Origin of the sequence: Paenibacillus sp. MMS20-IR301 (assembly GCF_032302195.1) — a bacterium.
Lineage (GTDB): Bacteria > Bacillota > Bacilli > Paenibacillales > Paenibacillaceae > Paenibacillus_AQ.
In genome coordinates, this window is sequence record NZ_CP135275.1 from 7586803 (window position 1) to 7610592 (window position 23790).

Here is a 23790-nt window from a genome sequence, read left to right on the forward strand (position 1 = left end):
CGCTTCAATTTTTGTGAAAGAAAAAGCGAAGAAGGAGGCTTATTAATGAGGGAAGCCAAAAGAAGTAAATCGTGGTTCTCCGGAATGATTGTGTGGGTTATGGTTCTTCAGGTTGTGGCTGCAGGAATCCCGGCTGCACCCGCTGCCGCAGCCGGAGTTGAAGTTGATGGCGGGGAAGCTTCTGTTTCAGCAGCCGACACGGGATCATCAGTTACGGATACGGTCTACCAAATTGAGAACCCGGGATTTGAAACTGGGGATATGTCAGGCTGGACGGTTGTCAGAGGCCAAGCGTTTGGTGCAAACAGCGTATCAAACGAAACTGCCTGGTGGGCGGAACAAATCCCGTATAACCAAGAGGGGAATTATCATTTAAATGGTTGGAAGTACAGCGAAGGTGAGACAGGTGTACTCCGGTCCAGTATCTTCGAGCTGGGAGGCAGTGGCTGGATCAGCTTCAAGCTAGGTGCTGCTAAAAACCCTGATAAGGTATATGTGAACATCGTAGAAGCAGATACAGGCCAAGTAATCGCCAGGTATGGTAACAGCAAATTTTCAGATGCTGGCTTCCCTAATCCCGCTCAGGGAATGAGGCTTGCCAATATGGAGCAATACAAGGCCAATCTATCTGAATATTTGGGCAAGAAGCTGTATGTTGAAATCGTAGATAATGCAACCTCGGATTGGGGATTGATTTTTGCAGATGCATTTTTGATGTACCATGAATCAGAGCCAGCCGAAGGTAGTGTTGCTGCCGATATTAAGCCGGATTCCAAACGCTATCAAATCCAGAATCCAAGCTTTGAGTCGGGTGATTTGACCGGATGGACCGTTGTGGAAGGTGAGGCCTTTGGGCCGGACAGCGTATCTGATGAAGCTACCTGGTGGGCGGAACAAATTCCGTATAACCAGGAAGGCACTTATCATCTGGACGGCTGGAAATACGCCGAATCTGAGACAGGAGTGCTTCGTTCCAGCACCTTTGAGTTAGGAGGAACCGGCTGGATCACCTTCAGATTAGGCGGAGGCAAGCATACAGATCAGGCTTTTGTCAGCATCAGTGATGCAGATACAGGGAATTTGATCGCCAGATATGGCAACAGTGAGTTTAATGATTCCGGCTTCCCGGACCCGGCACAGGGGATGAGACTCGCGAATATGCAAGAGTACAAGGCTGACCTGTCCAAGTATATTGGCAAAAGACTCTATATCGAAATTGTCGATCAGGCATTCTCTGATTGGGGGGTGATTTTTGCGGATGCCTTCCACACCTTCAATGAACTGGTTCCGGAAGAGGGTGTTATGGCTGAGAACATCATTCCAACTGAAATCGCAAACCGCAGTTTTGAGACGGGCACCCTTGAAGGTTGGACGGTTGAGGGAAATGCCTTTCAAGTGACTGATCAAGCGGCCGCTGGTAAAGAAGGCAGTTTCTATGCTAAATCCTCTATGGAAGGAGAAGGAGCAATCACTTCCAGTGCCTTTACTCTTCAGGGTAACGGGACAATTACCTTTACTGTTCTGGATACTGTTCAACCTGCGGATGCGTATGTTGCCCTTTATGATGCGAGCACCAATGAATTGCTTAAGCAAACCGGCGATATCAGTGCAAATGAGAAGATTTCATGGAATGTATATGAACACTACAACAAGAGGCTTTATATCAAGGTAGCCGATCAGTCAAATCAGTCCAGCATTTCCGTTGATGCCTTCCAGGCAAACAGCACAGGGAATATCTTCTATATGAATTTTGATGAAGGCGCGGGCAAGATGGCGCTTGAGCAAGTAAGCAATCTTGAGCACGAGGTAAACTATGTGTTTAACAGCGCCAGATATATGGCGTCCAAGGATCCAAGATGGACCCCGCATGGAGTCAAAGGCGGTGCCTTGTTATTTGACGGATATTCAAATGATGTTGAGGTTAATGCAGAGGATACCCTTCCGGTAAGTGACGCGGTAACGATTGAAGCCTGGGTTGCTCCGCGCAGCTATGAATGGGGAGACGGCAATAAGCTTTCTGCCATTGTAAATCAGTCCGATCAGGATAAGGCCGAAGGTTTCGCGCTTGGTATGTACCGGCACGGTACATGGTCATTTCAGGCTGGAATCGGCGGACAGTGGATTCAGGTATGGGTTAATGATCATCCGCTTGAGAAGTATAAGTGGAATTATATCGCGGCCACATTCGATAAGGGGACTGGAGAAATCAAACTATACCTGAACGGTAAGCAGGTTGCTTCTCAGGCAACCCCCCTTAATGTTCCAATCACATCATCTACAGCAAATCTGATTATCGGTAAAAATAATAAATCTGTAGAATTCGCAGGCCTATTCTCTTACAACATGTTCAGCGGACTCATCGATGAAGTGAAGCTGCAGAACAAAGCACTCACAGGTCAAGAAATCCTTGCAGAATACGATAGTGTAAAGACGCTTCACGGCGGCACGGTTCCGGATATAGCAAACGGAGATATCGCTGAGGATCCCGGTGTGTTCGACGGTGATCAGCAACGGCCACAGTACCATGCGATGCCTCCTCAAAACTGGATGAATGAAGCGCATGCGCCTATCTATTATAACGGCCAGTACCATTTGTTTTATCAGCACAATCCGCAAGGTCCATACTGGCATCAAATCCATTGGGGACATTGGGTGAGTGATGATATGGTGCATTGGGAAAATGTGAGGCCAGCACTTGCACCCGAAGCCGGTACCCTCGATCCGGATGGAGCATGGTCAGGCAGCGCAGCGTATGACCGGGATGGAAATCCGGTTCTGTTCTACACCGCCGGCAATGACTCCCTGTCTCCGAACCAAAGAACAGGCTTGGCAACACCGGCTGATTTGACGGACCCTAATTTGGAGGAGTGGGTGAAATATCCTGAACCGGTTACTGAGCAGAACGGAAACGGTATCCATAACGAGTTCAGGGACCCGTTTGTATGGTATGACCAGGAAGCCGATAAATGGTATCAGTTAGTAACCTCTGGTCTTAAGGACTTCAGCAGCGGTACTGCGTTGGTATACGTGTCCGATGATATGTACAACTGGGAGTACAAGGGGCCATTATACGTCAGCGACAGAAGCTTGTATCCGGAGCTCGGTACGGTATGGGAACTGCCGGTGCTTCTGCCTTTAGGCAAGGATAGCACAGGCAAACAGAAATATATTTTCATGATTAATCCGCATGAGAAGCCTGAGCAGGTTCTGCCGGCAAACGATGTGCAACGGGATGTTGAAGTTTTCTACTGGATCGGAACCTGGGATCGGGATAATTTCAAATTTATACCCGACCAGGATGCACCATCCAAAATGGATGTGGGCGACGGCTATTTAACCGCAGAGAGCGGTATGGTGACCCCTGACGGAAGAACGGTCGTGTTCTCCATGGTGCAGAATGTAAGAACACCTCAGGCTGAGTATCAAGCCGGATGGGCTCATAATCTGGCACTGCCGGTTTCCCTGAGCCTGGATGAGCGCGATGAGTTGCGCATAGAGCCGATTCAAGAATTGCAGAGTCTGCGGGGGACCAAGCTGGTTGATTTTGCAGACAAAAATCTGCAGGCTGCCAATCAATTGATTCAAAATGTTAAAGGTGACATGCTGGAGATTGTGATGGAGATAGATCCGGGCGAAGCTCAGAAATTTGGTCTTAAGGTACGGCGCTCCGATAACGGCCAGGAGGAAACGCTGATTTACTACGACAAGACGAACGAGACCTTCAATGTGGACCGGACCAAGAGCAGCGTCGACCCGGATGTCCGGGTGGATGGTATCCAGGGCGGATATGTCGATTTGCATGGAGAAAATCTGAAGCTCCATATTTTCCTGGACCGCTCAGTTGTTGAAGCTTTTGCCAATGACAAGAAAAAGCTGACCACGCGTGTCTACGTAGAAAGATACGATTCTTTGGGCCTCAAGGTATGGGCGGACAACGACATTACGGTCAAGTCGATGGAAGTATGGAACATGAATGCCTTGACGGGTGAACCGGCGGCTTCGGTCGATGTGCCTGACAACTGGGATAATTCCGTATACACCGATATTACAGATTTGCCTAACCATGATTTTGCCACAGGTGACTTAACGGGCTGGATTACAGAGGGGGATGCCTTCCAGGATGTCCATGTGACGGATGCACAGTTATTCTGGGATACGATCTATTTCAATCCGTCACATAAAATACCGGGCGGCTATCATTTGTGGGGCTTCAATGAGGCAGCCGGCGGTGACAGCTTAACGGGAACACTGAAATCGCAGCCTTTCGTCCTAGGCGGTAACGGCAAGATCAACTTCCTGGTTAGCGGAGGACGTGATATCGATAAGCTCTATGTTGCGTTAGTCCGGGCAGCGGACGGCAAGGAGCTCTTTAAAGAGACAGCAACGAATTATGAGGAATATCAGCGGAAGATCTGGGATGCATCAGTGTATATCGGCCAAGAGCTATATATTAAAGTGGTTGACCAATCCACTGGCGGGTTCGGACATATTAACGTGGATGATTTCAATGTGCCGGTTAAGATGCAGAATCCAACGGGTCCAACAGACCCGACAGACCCGACAGATCCGACGGACCCGACGGACCCAACGGATCCAGCAGATCCAACGGACCCAACTAGCCCAACGGATCCGGCTGGTCCGAGCAATCCAACCCCTACACCAAGTCAGCCAGCAAATCCGGTTAGCAAACCGGGCAATCAGAGCAGCCTGTCGTTTGAACTGGCAAGTGGAGAGCGGCAAGTGCTATTCCCTGTGTCCACGGCTGCAAATGACGGCAAAAATACGTTTAAGATTAAAAATACAGCCGTTGAAATTGAAGTTCCCGCAGGGGTATTGAAGGATTTACAGGCAATGGTTACGAGCAGTGAGCTTGGACAGGCGAAAATCTCTTTTGAATTGGATGCTTTAACTTCAGAGCAGAGCAAAGAGCTAATTGGGCAAGCCGGACTTAAGAATCATGCTGCCATCTCTGCAGCCGGAGAGATTTACGACTTCAAATTGTCCATTATTAAAGCCGATGGAACAAAATTGACGCTTGAGAAGTTGTCCAGACCCGTCACCATCAAATTGAGTGCGCAGGAGAATCCGCACCAGAATCTGACGGGGATTTATTACATCGCTGATGACGGCAAACTGGAATATATGGGTGGAACCTATGCGGAAGGTAAATGGACTGCAAAGGTGAGTCATTTCAGCAAATATGCCGCCCTTACTTTTGATAAATCATTTGATGATGTGAGCGCCTCCTATTGGGCCTATGATGTCATAAAAAGGATGGCGGCCAAGCAGATTGTCCTGGGTGTGAGTGAAACGGCATTCGCACCAAAGCAAACGGTAAGCCGGGCTGAGTTCGCATCTTTAATTACCCGTACACTCGGTATAACTGGGAAGAACTTAAATACATTCAAGGATGTGGAGTCCGCGAAGTGGTATGCTTCCTCCGTTGCCGCAGCGTACGAAGCAGGAATTGTAACGGGAAGAAGCAAAGATATTTTTTCGCCGGAGGACACCATAACCCGTGAAGAAATGGCGTCTATGATTCACAAAGCATATTTGTTTCATACAAGAGAGACTGCTGCCCTTAATCGTCAAAGCACTTTCAAGGATGCCGATACAATAAGCGGTTGGGCTGCAGATGCAGTAGCTGCCTTACAGGAGCTTGGATTAGTTAACGGACGCGGCAACCAGTTATTCATGCCAAATGAAACGCTGAATCGTGCGGAGAGCGCGCAAATCATCTCGCTGCTGCTGGACAAACACTTAGCTACTTTAAAATAACGGGAGGAATAATTTAATGAAAGAATTTTTCTATCGTCCGGAGAACGCCTGGGTGGGGGATGTAATCCCGTACTATGAAGATGGGGAGTTTAAACTCTTTTATCTTCATGGCTGGAGAGAAAATTATCGTGAAGGGCTTGAGCAAGGCTGGCATTTGCTTGGAACGAAGGATTTCGTAAATTACAGGGAAGATGGGGCTTGTAAAATCGAAGGCGGGACGGGCCATATCCTCAAGGTTGATGATATCTATCATATGTTTTATTGTATTTTTCCTGAAGGCAAACAGTTTGCCTGTCATGCTGTCAGTAAGGATCTGCAAACATGGGAGCCTGTTCCTGAGGACACTTTCGGTCCTGACGGTAAAATCTATGAGCTGGCAGACTGGCGTGATCCCTATGTGTTCTGGAATGAAGAAGAAGGGCAATATTGGATGCTGATTGCAGCTTTGGCTAAAGGACCAACGAATCGGAAAGGTTGCACGGGATTACTGTCTTCTAAAGATCTCAAGCATTGGGAATACCGGGAGCCGCTTTATGCGCCGAATCTGCACGTAGGAGCGCATGAGTGCCCGGACTTGTTCCGGATGGGGGACTGGTGGTACCTCATTTATTCATCTTATACGGGGCGCTTTGGTACCTTTTACCGGATGAGCCGTTCCTTGAACGGACCCTGGATTACACCGCCGGAAGAAGCCTTTGATGGACGGGCTTATTATGCGGCTAAATCGGTATCCGATGGACAAAAGCGTTATTTGTTCGGCTGGAATCCGACAAAGAATGATGATCTGTTTGGCTGGAATCCCCCTAAAGCTTCCGGCAAGGATTATGACACCTGGGATTGGGGAGGCAATATGGTTGTACATGAAATCCTGCAGCGCCCGGACGGGACACTAGGGGTAAATGTTCCAGAAACCATAGACTCGGCTTTCGCCAACCAGTTACCTGCTCATTTTCATGGAATTGCCGGGGAGTGGTCAATTACAGAGGATACAATCCGATGCGATTCCCCCCATTCCTTCGCAGGCTGCATTACAGAGGAGGAAATGCCGGATCTATGCAAAATCTCAGCCAGCGTTTCTTTCACAGGTTCTACCCAAGGTCTGGGCATGTTGCTCAGGGCAGATGAAGGGCTGGACATTGCCTACTACATCACGCTGGAACCTGAAAGAAGCCGGATTACCTTCCGTGGATCGATTATGCAAACGGAAGAGGGGGGCAAAACCTTTCCTTACGATGTGGAACTGGAACGTCCGCTAAAGCTGCTTCCAGATCAGGAGTATGAACTGAAGGTATTCATAGACGGCACGATTTGTGAAATTTATGTCGGAGGGGAAGTAGCTTTGAGTGCGAGAATATATGATATTCAGCAGGGAAAGCTTGCCTTATTCGTAAGTCAAGGTACAGCAGAGTTTAAACAGGTTAAGATAGAAACTCTTTAAGCAGTTTCAAATTCAATACTTACAATTATTTGATCAGTGCCATAGACTGCCCGCTTCTGATAACGGGCAGTCTCTTTTATATTTTACAAATGCGCAGTATTCCTCTATCAACCTCTGTCCTCTATAGCCTTGATCCCCAGCGCCAGGGCACCGCACAAGCCCGCGTTATCACCCAAACCTGGAGGGACGATATAAGAATCCGTGGCCTCCAGAATTTCCGGGGCTGCCACATATCCGTTCAGAGCCTTGCGGACTTCCTTACGGATCATCGGGAACAACTGCTCCTGGTGCATTACGCCTCCACCCAGAATCACCCGCTTTGGAGACAGTAGCAGGATTACTCCGGCGATGGCTTGGCCCAAATAGTAAGCCTCTATTTCCCACGCCAGATGATCAGCTGGCAACGCAGAGCCTTTAATGCTCCAGCGCTTCTCAATGGCCGGTCCCGCCGCCAAGCCTTCCAGGCAGTCGCCATGATAAGGACACAACCCTTCGAAGACATCCTCTGCATGCCGCCGGGTCAGTACATGTCCGCCTTCGGGATGAACAAGCCCGTGAATCAGTTTGCCCTCTGCATACACGCCCACTCCAATGCCTGTCCCGATTGTATAATAGACGCAGCTGTCCAGTCCTTGAGCCGCGCCCCATTTCACCTCACCAAAAGCAGCAGCATTCACATCCGTATCAAATCCGATCGGCACAGGGAAATACCGCTTCATATACCCGACGAAGTCGAATCCCCCCCAGCCCGGCTTGGGCGTAGTGGTCACATGCCCGTACAAGGGACTGGAGAAATCCATATTCAGCGGCCCGAATGAACCAATCCCGATGGCTTCGACACCTGTATGCTTAAAATAAGCAACAACCTGCTGCATGGTCTTCTCCGGAGTCTCTGTCGGAAAGCTGATCCGGTCCAGAATTTCGCCCTCCTCATTGCCCACTCCGCAGATGAATTTTGTACCGCCAGCTTCAATCGCCCCAATAATCATATTTGTTCTCCTCCTGAAAGGAAAGGATGCCCTTTCCCGTTTGTTTTTTTGGTAAACGTTTTACAATGACTTGATTGTATTGTTGTGTATACTATCTACAATCCCACTATACAAACAATTGTAACCGTTGACAAGGTGAAAAAATATGTTAGTATATGTTTGTAAAACGTTTTACTAATGGAGATGATGCAAATGAGGAAAATATTCAACAGACCTGCAGAGGGCTGGGTCGGAGATGTAATTCCGTTTTATGACCAAGGGGAGTACAAGCTGTACTATCTTCACGATGAGAGAGTGGGGGGGGACTATGGCAATCACACCTCATGGAATTTGCTGGCCACGAGAAACGGGCTTGACTTTGAGGATTACGGAGAGGTTCTTCCGAACGGTGATGAAAGCGCTCCAGACCGGAATGCGTACACCGGCTCTGTAATCAAGGACAAAGAGGGCATGTACCATCTCTTCTACACGGGGCATAACCCTAACCCAGCGTTTTGTAAGGATGGCAAGCCCCTGCAAGTAGTGCTGCGGGCCACCGGCACCGACGGGATTCATTGGACGAAAGATCACGGCTTCAAGCTTTACGGGGATGAAGTGATTTATGAGCAACATGATTGGCGTGACCCCTTTGTGTTCTTCAACGAAGAGAAGCAGGAATACTGGATGCTGGTCACGACCAGGGAAATGAACTCTTCCGAGAAAAGAGGCGGGTGCATCGCTCTTCTGACTTCAGATGACCTGATGAACTGGAAATACGGTGAACCCTTCTACAGCCCGGATAAGTATATCACGATGGAATGTCCCGATTATTTCAAGATGGGGGAATGGCACTACCTGGTCTACTCCACCTTCAGTGAGAAGTTCGTCACCCATTATAAAAAGAGCAGAACGATTGATGGACTGTACACATCACCGGTGCTGGACACTTTTGACGGCAGAGGATTTTATGCAGCCAAAACAGCCTCAGACGGCGAGAAGCGGTACGCTTTTGGCTGGGTGCCTTCGAAGAAGGGTTCGAATGATTATGGAGATTGGGAGTGGGCAGGCACGCTCGTTGTCCATGAGCTGCACCAGAACGAACAGGGAGAACTGCTGGTGAGAATGCCGTCTTCCATCTATGGACATTTTAATAGGGAAGAACAAATTCTGCCGCAAGCGGAGAAAAATTGCATTCAGCAGGATAACAGACTGCAGCTCTCGTGTCTGGATGGACTGGCTTATAGTGTGCTTAACCCGCTGCCTGCTCAGGTCATGCTTGAAGCATCTTTTGCAGATTGGCAGCAGGTGAAGGACTTTGGTATTGCAGTCCGCACAGACAAGTCGCTGGACAATGGTTATTTCATCAAATTCGATCCTTTTCATAACCGGATCACCTTTGATATGTGGCCGAGAAGAGAACCGGGATTCTTTCAATGGCAAATTGCTGGAGACAAGCCGCAAGTTATCGAGCTGGAGCGTCCGTTTGATTTTGGAAGCCACAGCCGGATTGGATTCCAGCTGATTCTCGAAGAAGATATCTTATGTCTCTATGTCAATAATGAAGTTGCAATGACTACCCGGATCTATAACTTTAAGGACGGCCATTTTGGTTTTTTTGCCAATGAGGGCGCTGTAAGCATTCAGGATATCACCCTGAAAACGGCTGCTGAGCGTTAATCACAGGATGGTTACACGGCATTTATAAGATAAATATATTTGGAGGGGTTTAAAATGACAAAAAAAATGTCAAAGGTGTTCACCGGGCTTGCAGTTTTCTCCTTGGCCGGCGCTGCTCTGGCAGGGTGCGGCAGCTCTTCGGATAACAAGAATACAGACACTGCCGGATCGCCCAATGCGCCTAAGGAGCAAACCGTGACCTGGCTCTCGGCCAGACCGGAGAACGGGGCCATTGTCCAGACGGTTAAGGAGCTTGCCGACCAGTTCGCCGCCGATCATCCCGGCTTCAAGCTGGACCTTCAGGTGACGGCGGACAGACCCTCTTACCTGACCAAGCTGAGAACGCTGGTTGCTTCAGGACAGATGCCGGATTTCATTGATAGTGATGCCGACCCGTTCGCCCAGGAACTTGTCAGTGCTGGCTTGCTGGTGGACATGGAGAAATTCCTGAAGGATGAGGGGCTGTATGATAAGTTCTATGAGCCTGCACTGAAATACCAGGAGCTGCCGGACGGAAGTCTGTATCTCCTGCCCATGGAATATCACATGGAAATGACCTGGTATAACAAAAAAATATTTGCCGACAACAACCTTGAGGTGCCTAAAACCCTTGATGATCTGCTTGCAGTCAGCAAAGCACTCGAAGACAAGGGGGTTACGCCAATCGCGGTAGATGGTGTTGATGTATGGCCGGTATTGCGTTATGCGGCAATGTATCCTTTCCGGACCACAGGCAATCAGTTCATCCGGGATTTGAGCCAGGGCAAAGCAAAAATGTCTGATGAGGCAGGGATGCAGGCGGCTAACTTCTCTTCTGAAATCGGAAAATACTTTCAGGAAGGATTCGCTACAACCGATTATACGACAGCTAAGAATCTGTTCCTGAACGGACAGGCTGCCATGTACAATATGGGCACTTGGGAGATCCCATCCTTCGTGGAGGAGAGTCTGCCGGAAGGACTTAAGGGCAACGTCGATTATTTCTATCTGCCGACCACAAGCAATGCGGTCACGCCGGACAATGAATTCTTCGGCAACAGCGGGATCGGGCTTGGAGCTTCGGCCGCAACATTCGACGGGCTGCCTAAGGAGTTTCTGAGCTATGTGCTGAAAAATTACAGCGACGTTTATGTGGCCAAGCAACAGATGTCTCCACTTAAATTCACCATTGATGACGAGTCCAAATTCTCCGCGCTGTTCCTGCGCATTAAACAGGATATGGACAACTATGGCTCAGAATTCGCCAAGCCTTGGGATACGCTGCTTGATCCGAACACCAACTCGGTAATGAGCGATCTGATAACTAAGCTGACCATGGGCTTTATTACTCCAGAGGATTTTGCCAAACAAATAGATGCTGCCATTGCCAAGAATACAGCCGGCAAATAAAATTCCGGCACAAGCAGAATTGTCTCTGCCCGGTCCTTAAGGGCCGGGTGGAGAGTTTCTTCCAAGTAGAGTAATTACACAAGTGGGGTGACCCTGGAAATGAATGTGCTTAAGGACAAAAAGGCGTGGCTGATCTTCATCTTGCCGGCTCTGATCTTTTATCTGGGAACGGTCTTCGTTCCCATTATCCAATCTCTTAAATATAGCTTCCAGCAATGGAACGGCATTCAGGAACCAGCCTATATCGGCTTCGATAACTATATTGCGATGTTCAAGGATTCGTATTTCTGGAATTCAGTGCAGAACAATTTGCTGTACGTGGTAATCGTAGTATTTATGCAGGTATTCATTGGCTTGTTCTTTGCTCTGCTGCTCTCCTATGTCACCAAAGGAGCAGGTATCTTCAGAACGCTGTATTACTTGCCGGCGGTGGTTGTGACCGTGGCGATTGCCCAAATGTTCCGTAATTTGTATTCCCTGCAGCCTCTCGGTCTGCTGAATATGTTTCTGGATTTTGTGGGCCTCGGGCACCTCCAGTCCGCCTGGCTCTCCAATCCCCATACGGCTCTGATCGCCGTCTCCATCCCTGAAGGATGGCGGTTTATCGGGATGTATATGGTTATCTTCTATGCTGCTCTGATTGCAATTCCCAAAGAAATTGAAGAAGCCGCCAAAATTGACGGCGTAAATGGATGGCAATTAATCCGTTATATTAAGCTTCCGAGCATCGTGCATGTGCTGAGCCTGGCTTTGATTATGTGTACCACAGGGGCTCTGCGGGGCTTCGATATTCCTTATATTATCGGTGTGCCGGGATCGGCTACTGAACTGGTTACTACCTATATGTATAAGCAAGCGTTCTCCACCATCCAGTATGGATACGGAAGCTCGATTGCAGTGTTCATTGTTATCGAAAGCCTTCTTGCCGTGTTGCTTATCCGGGCTATTTTCAATTTAAGGAAAGGAGATGCCTGACATGCCTGGAAACAAAAAGCTCTCCTCTTCTCTGCTGTATATCCTGGTGATTGCGATTCTGCTGATTCAGATATACCCCGTAGTCTGGCTGATGCTGTCCAGCTTCAAATCAAGCATCGAGCTGACCACACAGCCGTTTGCGATGCCGTCTTCCTGGTCATTTGACAATTATGCCAGTGTATTCCGGGAGAGCAGTCTGCTGCTGTATATCAAGAATACGGCGATAGTTACTTTTGCCTGTCTGGCCTTGATTATTTTCCTGAGTGCAACCGCTGGTTTTGCTCTCGTTAAAATGATTAACCGGCTGAATTCAAAGCTGCTGCTGTTCTTCACCATCGGCATCATGATTCCGATTCAGGTTACACTGATTCCACTCTTTATTATGTACAAAGATTACGGGCTGCTGAATTCGTATCCGGCTCTGATCCTGCCCCAGGTGGGTTTCGCGCTGCCCTTGTCCATTTTGATCTTCACCAGCTTCTACCGGTACGTGCCGGATGAGCTTCTTGAGGCTGCAGTGATTGACGGCTGCAACATCTATCAGGTGTTCTTCCGGATCGTTTCGCCACTTACTATTAATACCACCATTACGGTGGCTTCCATTAACTTTATTTTCATCTGGAATGACTTCGTATTCTCCAATACGTTCACGAACGACAAGGCTTATAAGACCATTGCCGTCGGACTGCAGGAGTTCATCGGCGCCTTCGGGGCTACGGATTGGGGCCAGACCTTTGCGGCAATCAGCATCAGCATTATTCCCATTATTATTACGTACTTGTTCCTGAATAAATATGTGATGGCCGGTGTATCAGACGGTGCAGTCAAAGGATAAGGAGAAGATAAACCATGCAATCGATGAATCAGCTGTTTGGCAGAATGAAAGGCAAGAGCAGAGCAATTACAGCGGAGAATCCGCGGGGTCTGAAGGGTCAAGGCGGCCAGGCGGAGGGTCCGCTAGGCGTTGCCCGCAAAGGCAAGGCGTTCATCTCGCTTGCGCAGGGGGAAACCGCAACGCTTGTTGATATTGAAGGGCCCGGAATCATTCAGCATATCTGGATGACTGTTACCGATAAGACGGAATCCGGCTGGTTCGTCCTCCGCGATCTGGTGCTGCGCATGTATTGGGATAGTGAAGAACATCCATCTGTTGAAGTGCCGCTGGGGGATTTCTTCTGCAACGGCTTTGGAGCGCGGGCGGTTGTCAATTCACTGCCCGTAGTGGTGAATCCGGTCGGCGGCATGAACAGCTATTTTGCCATGCCTTTCCGCCAGGCTGCCAAAGTGACCATTACGAATGAGCATCCGCAGAGCATTGAGGCGTTTTTCTATCAATTTGACTATATGCTGGTGGATGAATTGGATGAGGATACCGAGTATTTTCATGCCCAGTACCGCAGAGAAAATCCCACAGCCCTGAGGCAGGATTATACCCTGATTGATGGAATTAAAGGAAGAGGGAAATTCATCGGCACTTATATGTCCTGGACTTCCCTGTCCCGTTACTGGTATGGTGAAGGGGAAGTGAAATTCTATATCGACGGCGACCGGGAGTGGCCAACGATTTGCGGCACCGGGGCGGAGGATTATTTTGGCGGGGCCTGGGGATTCGTGAAATATGACAACGGGAACCCTGTGCAAGAGCAGACGTATTCGACTCCATTCATGGGCTTCCCTTATTTCGCTGCCAGAGATGATACCCGGTCCCATATATATGACGGGGCGGCTTGCCCGATGCGGGGCTTCTACCGCTGGCATATTCTCGACCCGATTCTGTTCGAAGAGGATCTCCGTGTGACGGTACAGCAAATAGGGCATGACGGCCAAGCCTTATTTGAACGCAGTGACGATATCAGCTCGATAAGCTACTGGTATCAGACTGAACCGCATCAGGTCTTCCCGGAATTTCCCGCTGTAATGGACAGACGTCCGCGATAACCGCGGGAGTACAGGCTTGCAAGTAAATTCGCAGAGGTGCAGCAAATGGCAAAACAAAGAGTTACTTTAGTACAGGTTGCTAAAGATGCAGGCGTATCGCCGGCGACGGTCTCTCATTTCATGAATGGCAATTTTCACCGGATGGGACCGGAGACCCGTGAGAAAATAAGCAACTCGATTACAAAGCTTGGGTATCAGGTAAATCCCGTTGCCAAAAGCCTAATCACCGGCAAAATGTATACCATCGGACTCGTTCTGTCAAACAGCACTTATGACGGATATTTCGAAGATTTATATTTCCTGCACTTTGCCAAGGTGCTGAAACAGCACTTAAAGGCAATGGGGTATAAGCTGATTCTTCTGGACTTTGATGAAATCTTCATGAATATCCAGATGGTAGATGGAATTATTGTAAAAGCAACTCTGGAGACGGAGAAATTCATGCCACGGCTCATGGATCTCAATGTTCCCGTTATCACCATCGGACGGCATAATTTATCCTACGGGGCTCATATCGTGCGGGTGAACGACTATCAGTGCGGACAGGTTGGTGTGGACCATCTAATGTCCAGGGGATATCAAAAAATTATTATTCTGACTCACCCGCATGGACAGGTCCCCGGTTTCGATGACCGGTTGAATGGCGCCTCCCGATCTATGCAGGAGAAAGGCAATCTCACAACGGTAATTACCGGAGATATGACGGAGAGCTTTGGATATGATACGGTGATGCAGCTACACGCCAATGGCCAGCTGCCGCAGGCGCTTTTCTGTTTAAACGATATCTCTGCTATCGGGGTGCTGAAGGCCTGCAAGGATCTGGGCCTGTCCGTACCGGAGGAGCTTGCTGTACTTGGAGTGGATGACATGCCAACTGTATCGGAGCTGCTCAGTTTGTCGACCATCCGGCATCCGATCAACGAGCTGGCACTGAATGCTTCAGAGCTGATGATTCAATCCGTTGAAAAAAAGGAGGACCCTGGCCAGCCTATGGACCGGATGTTCCCTATCGAACTAATGGTAAGACATACCAGCTAAGTTTGTTCCAAAACCGTCCATTGGGGCGGTTTTTTTGGGTTGCCGTGTGCTTTTGGGCAAATGAGGGGAGGCAGCGGGAAGCCGGAGCGGTCATAAAACCGGCCTTTCCGCAGGTCTAATTATAAGTTGACAACGTATACAAATCATGGTAATTTCTAGTTGGGAAACCGGTTTCTCAATGCGGAAAGACAATTTAATATCCCCCAATCCACACCGGATTGTACTGGCATGCGCAATAGGTTCGGCCAATGCAATTCAGCGATCAGCAATGCAAGGAAATGGCATCATCTGCTTTTTGTATGCGCTTTAATCAAGAAAGGGAGATGAGGAATGAAACGTAAAGCCTGGCTTGTACCTGTATTAATCGCATCGATGTTTTTGTCGCTTGCCCTGCCGTTATTTACGGTTGCCCCGCAGAAAGCCTATGCTGCCAGCATCGGCACTGTTGACGAGAATGACACTATCTATCAGATTATGGTTGACCGCTTCCATGACGGAGACCCTTCCAATAATGCCACCGGATCGGCGATCCGGTACGGGGAGACGTCGGAAGAGGATTTCCGCTACATGAAGGGCGGCGACTGGCAGGGAGTCATTGACAAGCTCCCGTATATCCACAATATGGGCTATACCGCCATCTGGATTTCGCCGGTTGCCGAACCGCAGATGACCAATCGTGAGAATAACGGAACAGGAAGAAATACGGCGTATCACGGATACAATGTCAAGGATCCCAACAAGGCCAATCCTTTTTTCGGAACCAAGGAGAAGCTGAAGGAGCTGGTGGATTCCGCGCATGCGCTGGGCATTAAGGTTGTAATCGATGTAGTGCCGAATCATATCGGCGATTATATGCTGGGCACCCAGGCTTATTATGATATTCCAGGTTTGCAGCCTGCGGCTCCGTTCAATAACCCGGCCTGGTACCACCATAACGGGGATATCAACTGGAGTCTGGCGGACGGACGTTATGACCAGTGGGCGCAGGATTACATCGAAAATCATGATCTGGCCGGGCTGGATGACATCGATTTTGATGTTCCGGCCGCCAAATCCGCTATTTTTGGTTCAATCAAAAATTGGTTTGACTATACAGGGGCAGACGGCGCACGTGTAGATGCCGCCAAGCTGATGAAGCCGACGGATATCGGCGAACTGCAAAATCTGCTCGGCGTCAATACCTTCGGCGAGAATTTTGACGGCAATGCTGAGTTTGTCTCCCGCTGGGTCGGCCAGGGCAAGGAGTGGGGTATGCTGGACTTCCCGCTGTTCTTCTCAGTGCTGAACAGTTTTGCATACGGGCAGTCTTTTGAATCCAATATCAAAAGCACGCTGGCTTTGGATTCCTATTACAAAGGAAATGCGGGGCATATGGTTACGTTTATCGATAACCATGACCGCAACCGCTTCCTGACGGAAGCCGGGGGAAGTGTGGCGAAGCTTCAGAACGCGCTGACCTTCATCTTTACCGTTCGCGGAACTCCGGTTGTTTTCCAGGGAACGGAGCAGAACAAGGGCAACGGCAACGGCCAGATTATGACGGGCGGCATCGCCGATACCTGGAACCGCTGGTCCATGATCAAACGCGATGCGAACGGGAACGTACTGGAGAATTATTTTAACGAGAATACCAGCACTTATGAATATATAGGCAAGCTTAACACAATCCGCAAAAATTTCGCCGCCCTGCGTACAGGCACTCAGCGTGAAATGTGGTCGGCGCAGAATCTGTATGCCTTCTCCCGCCGCGTTGACAGCGGTACCCATAAGGGACAGGAAGTCATTTCCGTCTTCAGCAACGCTACCGGCGGAACACAGACGGTGACTCTGCCGCTGCGGGCAGAAAGTACCTTGGCGGCGGGAACGCTTTTGACCAATCAGCTGAATCCAGCGGATACGGTGACCGTGCAGTCCGGAGGTGTAACCGGCAAGCAGATTACAGTCAGTGTAGGCGCCAATGCGGCCAAAATCTATGCCGAGCAGCCGCAAATTACAGATACTGAAGCGCCAACCGTGCCGACTAATGTAACGGCAACTGTAAAAAATGCCTCCAGTGTGCAGGTCAATTGGACAGCGTCTACTGACAACGTGGGCGTAACGGGGTATGAAGTATACCGCAACGGGGTTAAAGTGGGCACAACAACTTCCACTTCGTATACGGACAGCGGACTGTCCGGAAGTACAACTTACAGCTATACAGTAAAAGCTTTCGATGCCGCAGGCAACCTGTCCGGCCTCAGCCTGGCTGCGGCAGTGACAACACCGGCGGGCAACAATGTTACGATCTATTATAAGCAGGGGTATGCCACGCCTTATATTCATTACCGGCCGGCGGGCGGCGTCTGGACGACGGCCCCGGGGGTAGCCATACCTGCTGCGGAGGTTGCAGGGTATAACAAGATCACGATCAATATCGGTGCGGCCACTGGGCTGGAAGCCTGCTTCAACAACGGCAGCGGCACCTGGGACAGCAACGGCGGCAGCAACTATACCTTCGGTACCGGCACGTGGACGTATACGCCGGCCGGGAACATTACTTCGGGCGGGCCGGTGACGCCGACGGTAGCGCCAACGGCCACGCCAACCGTGGCGCCAACGGCCACGCCGACCGCGACGCCAACAGCCACGCCAACCGTGGCTCCGACGGCCACGCCAACCGTGGCTCCGACGGCCACGCCAACCGTGGCTCCGACGGCTACGCCAACCGTGGCTCCGACAGCCACGCCAACCGTGGCGCCAACAGCCACGCCAACCGTAGCGCCAACGGCCACGCCGATTGGCAACACGGCGACGATCTACTATAAGAACAGTGCTTACAGCAGTTCTTATATCCACTATAAGCTGGACGGGGCAAGCAGCTGGACGACCGTTCCAGGCGTGCAGATGGGCGCCTCCGCCTACAGCGGATACAGCTCAGCCACGATTGCGCTGGGCAACGCTGCGGGACTGACCGCAGCCTTCAACAATGGCAGCGGCACCTGGGACAATAACGGCGGCAGCAATTATCATTTTGGCACGGGAGCCTGGAGCCTGGTGAACGGCAGCATCGCCGCGGGTGAGCCGCAGGCCGACAGTGTGAAATTCCGGGTCAGCGTGCCGTCAGGTACGCCGGCCGGCGGCCCGCTGTACCTGACGGGTTCCTTCAACAGCTGGAATGCGGCGGACAGCGCCTATCAGCTGACGAAGGAGAGCGACGGGACGTATTCCGTTACGCTGAATCTTCCGGCGGGAACCGCGGTGCAGTATAAGCTGACGCGCGGCAGCTGGGCGACGGTGGAAGTGAGCGGCAACGGAGCCGACATCGCCAACCGGACGCTGACACCGGCGGGCGGAGCACAGACGGTGAATCTGACGGTGCAGCGCTGGAAGGATCAGTAGAAAAGGAGCCGGGGAGTGGGATGGAGACATGGACACTCCCTGGTTTTTGACAAACATCAAGGAGACGAGGAGGGGGAGCGTTTCTTTTTTTCAACAAGCCGGATCAAACCAGTAAGGACAATGAAAGGGGTTGAGAATGGCCGTGCACTTTACAGGACTAAGGCGTAAAATCACCGTTACTTTGTTAAGCCTGCTTTTGGCTGCTCAGGCCGCCGCGGCGGGAGTGTCGGCAGATATTGCTGCTACCCATGTATATCATAACCACATGCCCAATTTCTGGGCGTATTATGACCTGAACTCCTACAACGCTGCACCTGTAGGCAGCCCGATCCGCTATACGTATGATGGTGATGTGATTCAGCTGAAGCAGAGCCCGCCTGCCTTATATCCTTATTTTTTGCCGAACGGTTCCCCGATGCCGCACGATGATCTGGTCTCCTATTATTCCCATCATGCCAAAACCGGCGCGTATCTGACCTGGCCGTGGAGTGTGGCGAATACGCTGCGCAGCAATTATCCCCAGGCGCAGATGCATGTGACAATGTCCGGTTCTGTTGTAAACAATGTGAACAATATTATCCAGCGCGGCAATGTCAGCGGCTATTCCAACCCGTCCTGGGGAACACCATGGAGAACAGCATACCGTTCGCTGAAGACTACGAGCGGCCAAAATACGTTGGATATGATTCATTTTTCAGGCCATCATTCTATGGGTCCCCTGGTTGGCAATGACTATCTGCTGAAGGATATGATTTACCATGGGGCGACGCTGGCGCAGCCGTATTTTTTGGGGAATGACTATAAGTCTTCCAAGGGTTTTTTTCCGACAGAGCTGGGATTCTCTGAACGGATCATTCCGGTGCTGGAGCAACTGGGCATCCAGTGGTCGGTTATCGGCAATAACCATTTCTCGCGGACGCTTAAGGACTATCCGCTATTGAGCAGCCCGGGAGCCGATACGATGGTGTCCCCGCCTAACCGCAGCGATCTGCAAAATACCAGCACAGCCGGTGCCTGGGTCAGCGAGCCCATGTTCAATGAGCAGCAGGTGGTGCACAACAAGTATCCGTTTGCTTCGACTGCCCACTGGGTCCGGTATGTGAATCCGAGTACGGGCATCGAATCAAAAATAGTGGGCGTGCCGGTGGCTCAGGCCCAGTCCTGGGAAGAAGGTTATCTGGGGCAAGTAAAGGCAGATGCTTTAAAGCCGTTTGAAAATCTGTCACCGCAAAAACAAATCTTTGTCGTCGCCCATGACGGGGATAATTCCTCCGGCCGCGCCGGCTCGGAAGAGACCTGGCGCAATGCGGGTAATGTGACTTATGCCGGCAGCGGCGTGACCGGGATGGGGATCGACGAGTATCTTAAGTACAATTTGCCAGCGGCATCCGATGTGGTTCATGTCCAGGACGGCTCGTGGATTGATACCCGGGATTCTTCTTCCGACCCCACCTGGTATCATTGGCATTTGCCTTTTGGCATCTGGAAGGGGCAATTCGCGGCTTTTAATCAAGTGAACGGCACTTCCCTGTCGCCCAAAAAGAATTTATCGGGCATTGAAGAAGGAATGACCGTATCTTTGGAAAAAGGCTACCACTATCTGGAACGGAACTTCGCCCTGCTTCAAGCCTCCTTGAATTATGCCAAAACCGCCGAGCAAATCTGGCTTGACGAGCATCCGAATTACTGGAAGCCGGCTACGCCGCTGGATAAGGAGATTACGTATGACGGAAACCAGTTGAATCCGTGGATGCTTTCTTTTCCGGTAAAAGGGGATGCGCTGAACGATTATGCGGGCGGAGCGAACCCCGCCGAATTGGCCTGGTATTTCCTGCTGCCGGCGATGGATTCCGGCTTTGGTTATTACGATGAGAACGTGGATGACAGCGTAAAGCCGGCCCTTTCCTTTAGCCAATCGCTGTACTTCTCCAAGCCGTATGTAGAATCGAAGCTGGCCAAAGACAAAATTGGCCCGTCGGTATGGTGGCCGCAGCGTTATCCGTACAATCCGGGCAGCGCCAATGTCAGCAAAGCTGAGGGGTGGACGCTTCAGCACTACAACAACGTTTTCTCCATTTATACGTATGCCCACGATGCCAGCGGAATCAGTGATATTAAGGTTAAGGTGCGCGCCCACCGCGACAAGACGGCGGATGCGGCGGACAATACGTTTAAAGTCTACGATCCGGCCTCATTGGCGGCCTCCGGCGTAGCCGGAATTGATCCGGCCAAGGTAGGCGAGTGGGTCACGTACCCGATGAAGACCCGCGATCTCAGCACGGATATTAACGGCGTTGACTGGCAGCCAAGCAGCAAAACGATCATGCAGAAGGTACCAGTGTCGGATATCGGCAATCTCTATTACAGCTATATTTCCGATTACCGCGACCAACTGCTCGACTACTATATTGAAGCGACGGATGCAAAAGGAAATGTAACCCGCAGCGATATTCAGCAGGTGTATGTCGGAGCGGGCAAATACAATCTGGCGAGTGGAAAATATACCGAGAGCATGCAGGGGACCATCGAGGGTACGCATCCGTTTATTACGGATCAGCCTGTTGTGCCTGACGATGAAAGTCCCAGCACACCGGAGAATGTCAAAGCGGCAGTTATTAATGCCTCCGCCATCAGGCTGACCTGGGATGAGGCGACAGACAACGTCCGGGTGGCCGGTTATGAGATTTACCGCAATGGTGTCAAAGTGGGCACCGCCGCCGGGCTGTCGTACACGGATAACAATCTTGAAGCCAGCACTGCCTATCGCTATCAGGTAAAAGCCTTTGATGCCGCAGGCAACCTGTCCGGCCTCAGCCTGGCTGCGGCAGTGACAACACCGGCGGGCAACAATGTTACGATCTATTATAAGCAGGGGTATGCCACGCCTTATATTCATTACCGGCCGGCGGGCGGCGTCTGGACGGCGGCACCTGGGGTAGCGATGCCTGCTGCGGAGGTTGCAGGCTATAACAAGATCACGATCAATATCGGTGCAGCTGCCCAGCTCGAAGCCTGCTTCAACAACGGCAGCGGGACGTGGGACAGCAACGGCGGGAGGAATTATCTTTTTGATACTGGTACGTGGATGTATACGCCGACCGGGAACATTACTTCGGGCGGGCCGGTGACGCCGACGGTAGCACCAACAGCCACACCGACCGTGACGCCGACGGCCACGCCAACCGTGGCGCCGACGGCCACGCCGACCGTAGCACCAACAGCCACGCCGTCCGTAGCGCCAACAGCCACGCCAACCGTGGCGCCGACAGCCACGCCGACGGTAGCGCCAACCGTGGCGCCAACGGCCACGCCGATTGGCAACACGGCGACGATTTACTATAAGAACAGTGCTTACAGCAGTTCTTATATCCACTATAAGCTGGACGGGGCAAGCAGCTGGACGACCGTTCCAGGCGTGCAGATGGGTGCCTCCGCCTACAGCGGATACAGCTCAGCCACGATTGCGCTGGGCAACGCTGCGGGACTGACCGCAGCCTTCAACAATGGCAGCGGCACCTGGGACAATAACGGCGGGAGCAATTATCATTTTGGCACGGGAGCCTGGAGCCTGGTGAACGGCAGCATCGCCGCGGGTGAGCCGCAGGCCGACAGCGTGAGATTCCGGGTCAGCGTGCCGTCAGGTACGCCGGCCGGCGGCCCGCTGTACCTGACGGGTTCCTTCAACAGCTGGAATGCGGCGGACAGCGCCTATCAGCTGACGAAGGAGAGCGACGGAACGTATTCCGTTACGCTGAATCTTCCGGCGGGAGCCGCGGTGCAGTATAAGCTGACGCGCGGCAGCTGGGCGACGGTGGAAGTGAGCGGCAACGGAGCTGACATCGCCAACCGGACGCTGACACCGGCGGGTGGAGCACAGACGGTGAATCTGACGGTGCAGCGCTGGAAGGATCAGTAAAGCTGAGGCTGGGCTTCTTTGGCAGCTGTTAATGCGCTGCTGTCAAGATGCCCGGCGTAACACCGGCTGGTTACCACCGGGGGCAATCAAGAACCTCTCAAGCGACAAAATCCCGTAAACTGCCGAAGAAAAATCCGGCAATTTACGGGATACGGCTGATTATAAGCGGGTTTCGATCTAATTGTTATGGAGCTCAGCTCAGCCCCGGTTCCTCCGGGTTGACTCACGTACAATCAACTCCGGTTCCAGCAGCAAATGCCGGACCGGGCCGTGCTTATCATTGTTGGCGCGGCCACTATCGCTGTCCGCCGCACCGCCCGCCTTACCGGCACCCATAGCTCCGGCTTCGCCGAGCTGCTCCATCAGCAGCTTGCCGGCGCAGACACCGAGCTTGAAGGTGTCGATGTTCAGCGAAGTAAGGGGCGGCGTGGTGTAGCGGGACAACGGATATTCGTCGAACGCGGCGATGCCGAGTTGTGCGGGCACCTGAACGCCAAGCTCCCTGGCGGCCTGCAGTGCGCCGAAGGCGGCGTAGTTAGTCATGCAGACCATGGCGTCGGGCGGCGCGGTGCTGGTCAGCAGCTTGAGCGCCGCCCGGTAGCCTTCGTGCTCGTCGGCTCTGCCGTACGCGATAAGCTCCTGCCGGACCGGGAGACCCGCCTGCGCCAAGGCCTGGGTGTATCCGCTGTAGCGGTGCCGGAAGATTTTTTCTTCCGGCTGGCCGCCTACAAAAGCTATCGTACCGTACCCCTGCGCAAGCAAATGTCCGGTCAGCATGCTGCCGCCCCCGGCGTTGTCGAAATCGACCCAGCTGCCGGGCGCCGGAATCTCCCCGATGGCAATGTAAGGGAAATCCAGACGGTCCAGTTCAGCGGACAGCTCATCGGTCAGCACCGAGTTGTTGGCGATCAGCCCATCGACCCGTTTGCTGTGCACCAGCCTGTTCAAGAAATGCCCCTCCGGGCCGCTGTGCTGCACATTTGCGATGGTCAGCTCGTATTTCAGGGAACCGATGACACTTTCAATGCCGCCGATGATGTTATAGAAAAACTGGTTCAGAAATTCACTTTCCTTGGACATGTCGATGAGCAGGCCGATGTTATAGCTGCTTTGGCGGGCGAGGCCTGTGGCGATGCTGCTGGGAGTATAATTCATCTGCTTCATAATCTCCCGGACCTTGAGCTTTGTATCCAGGGAGATGCGCGGAGAATCGTTCAGCACTTTGGAGACGGTTGATTTAGCTACATTGGCCGCTTTGGCAATATCTGAAATGGTTACTTTCATTGTGATCCCTC

At 51.5% G+C, this 23790-nt stretch carries 12 protein-coding genes; 10 read left to right on the top strand and 2 right to left on the bottom strand.

Going from position 1 to position 23790, the window contains the following annotated elements; genetic code table 11:
* The first annotated feature begins 45 nt into the window (after positions 1-45).
* Both LOS79_RS32625 and LOS79_RS32630 read left to right on the top strand, forming a co-directional pair.
* Positions 46-5778: an S-layer homology domain-containing protein gene (locus LOS79_RS32625; RefSeq protein WP_315415247.1), complete on the top strand. Its 5733-nt coding sequence runs from the start codon at positions 46-48 to the stop codon at positions 5776-5778.
* A gap of 16 nt (positions 5779-5794) precedes the next feature.
* Positions 5795-7216, top strand: coding sequence for a glycoside hydrolase family 32 protein (locus LOS79_RS32630; RefSeq protein ID WP_315415250.1), 1422 nt, complete (start codon positions 5795-5797; stop codon positions 7214-7216).
* Positions 7217-7323: 107 nt separating this feature from the next.
* Here the strand turns inward: LOS79_RS32630 and LOS79_RS32635 are convergent, their stop codons facing one another.
* Complete coding sequence (locus LOS79_RS32635; protein ID WP_315415252.1) at positions 7324-8205, bottom strand: ROK family protein; 882 nt, start codon at positions 8203-8205, stop codon at positions 7324-7326.
* Positions 8206-8397: 192 nt separating this feature from the next.
* On the opposite strand from LOS79_RS32635, the gene LOS79_RS32640 reads away from it, so the two are divergent.
* The 8 genes from LOS79_RS32640 to LOS79_RS32675 all read left to right on the top strand — a co-directional run bounded on the left by LOS79_RS32640 (position 8398) and on the right by LOS79_RS32675 (position 22495).
* Positions 8398-9861, top strand: coding sequence for a glycoside hydrolase family 32 protein (locus tag LOS79_RS32640; RefSeq protein WP_315415253.1), 1464 nt, complete (start codon positions 8398-8400; stop codon positions 9859-9861).
* A gap of 54 nt (positions 9862-9915) precedes the next feature.
* Complete coding sequence (locus tag LOS79_RS32645) at positions 9916-11250, top strand: ABC transporter substrate-binding protein (protein ID WP_315415254.1); 1335 nt, start codon at positions 9916-9918, stop codon at positions 11248-11250.
* A 99-nt stretch (positions 11251-11349) separates the two neighbouring features.
* Positions 11350-12225: a carbohydrate ABC transporter permease gene (locus LOS79_RS32650; RefSeq protein ID WP_315415255.1), complete on the top strand. Its 876-nt coding sequence runs from the start codon at positions 11350-11352 to the stop codon at positions 12223-12225.
* 1 nt (position 12226) lies between these two features.
* Positions 12227-13060 carry a carbohydrate ABC transporter permease gene (locus LOS79_RS32655; RefSeq protein WP_315415256.1) on the top strand — a complete coding sequence of 278 codons (834 nt, stop codon included), beginning with the start codon at positions 12227-12229 and terminating at the stop codon, positions 13058-13060.
* 14 nt (positions 13061-13074) lie between these two features.
* A complete protein-coding gene (locus LOS79_RS32660; RefSeq protein ID WP_315415257.1) occupies positions 13075-14163 on the top strand; it encodes a glycoside hydrolase family 172 protein in 1089 nt (362 codons plus the stop codon).
* 45 nt (positions 14164-14208) lie between these two features.
* Positions 14209-15201 carry a LacI family DNA-binding transcriptional regulator gene (locus LOS79_RS32665; protein WP_315415259.1) on the top strand — a complete coding sequence of 331 codons (993 nt, stop codon included), beginning with the start codon at positions 14209-14211 and terminating at the stop codon, positions 15199-15201.
* A 330-nt stretch (positions 15202-15531) separates the two neighbouring features.
* Complete coding sequence (locus tag LOS79_RS32670) at positions 15532-18579, top strand: alpha-amylase family glycosyl hydrolase (RefSeq protein ID WP_315415261.1); 3048 nt, start codon at positions 15532-15534, stop codon at positions 18577-18579.
* A 136-nt stretch (positions 18580-18715) separates the two neighbouring features.
* Positions 18716-22495, top strand: coding sequence for a carbohydrate binding domain-containing protein (locus LOS79_RS32675; RefSeq protein WP_315415263.1), 3780 nt, complete (start codon positions 18716-18718; stop codon positions 22493-22495).
* Positions 22496-22693: 198 nt separating this feature from the next.
* Here the strand turns inward: LOS79_RS32675 and LOS79_RS32680 are convergent, their stop codons facing one another.
* A complete protein-coding gene (locus LOS79_RS32680) occupies positions 22694-23779 on the bottom strand; it encodes a LacI family DNA-binding transcriptional regulator (RefSeq protein WP_315415264.1) in 1086 nt (361 codons plus the stop codon).
* Between the last annotated feature and the right edge of the window lie 11 nt (positions 23780-23790).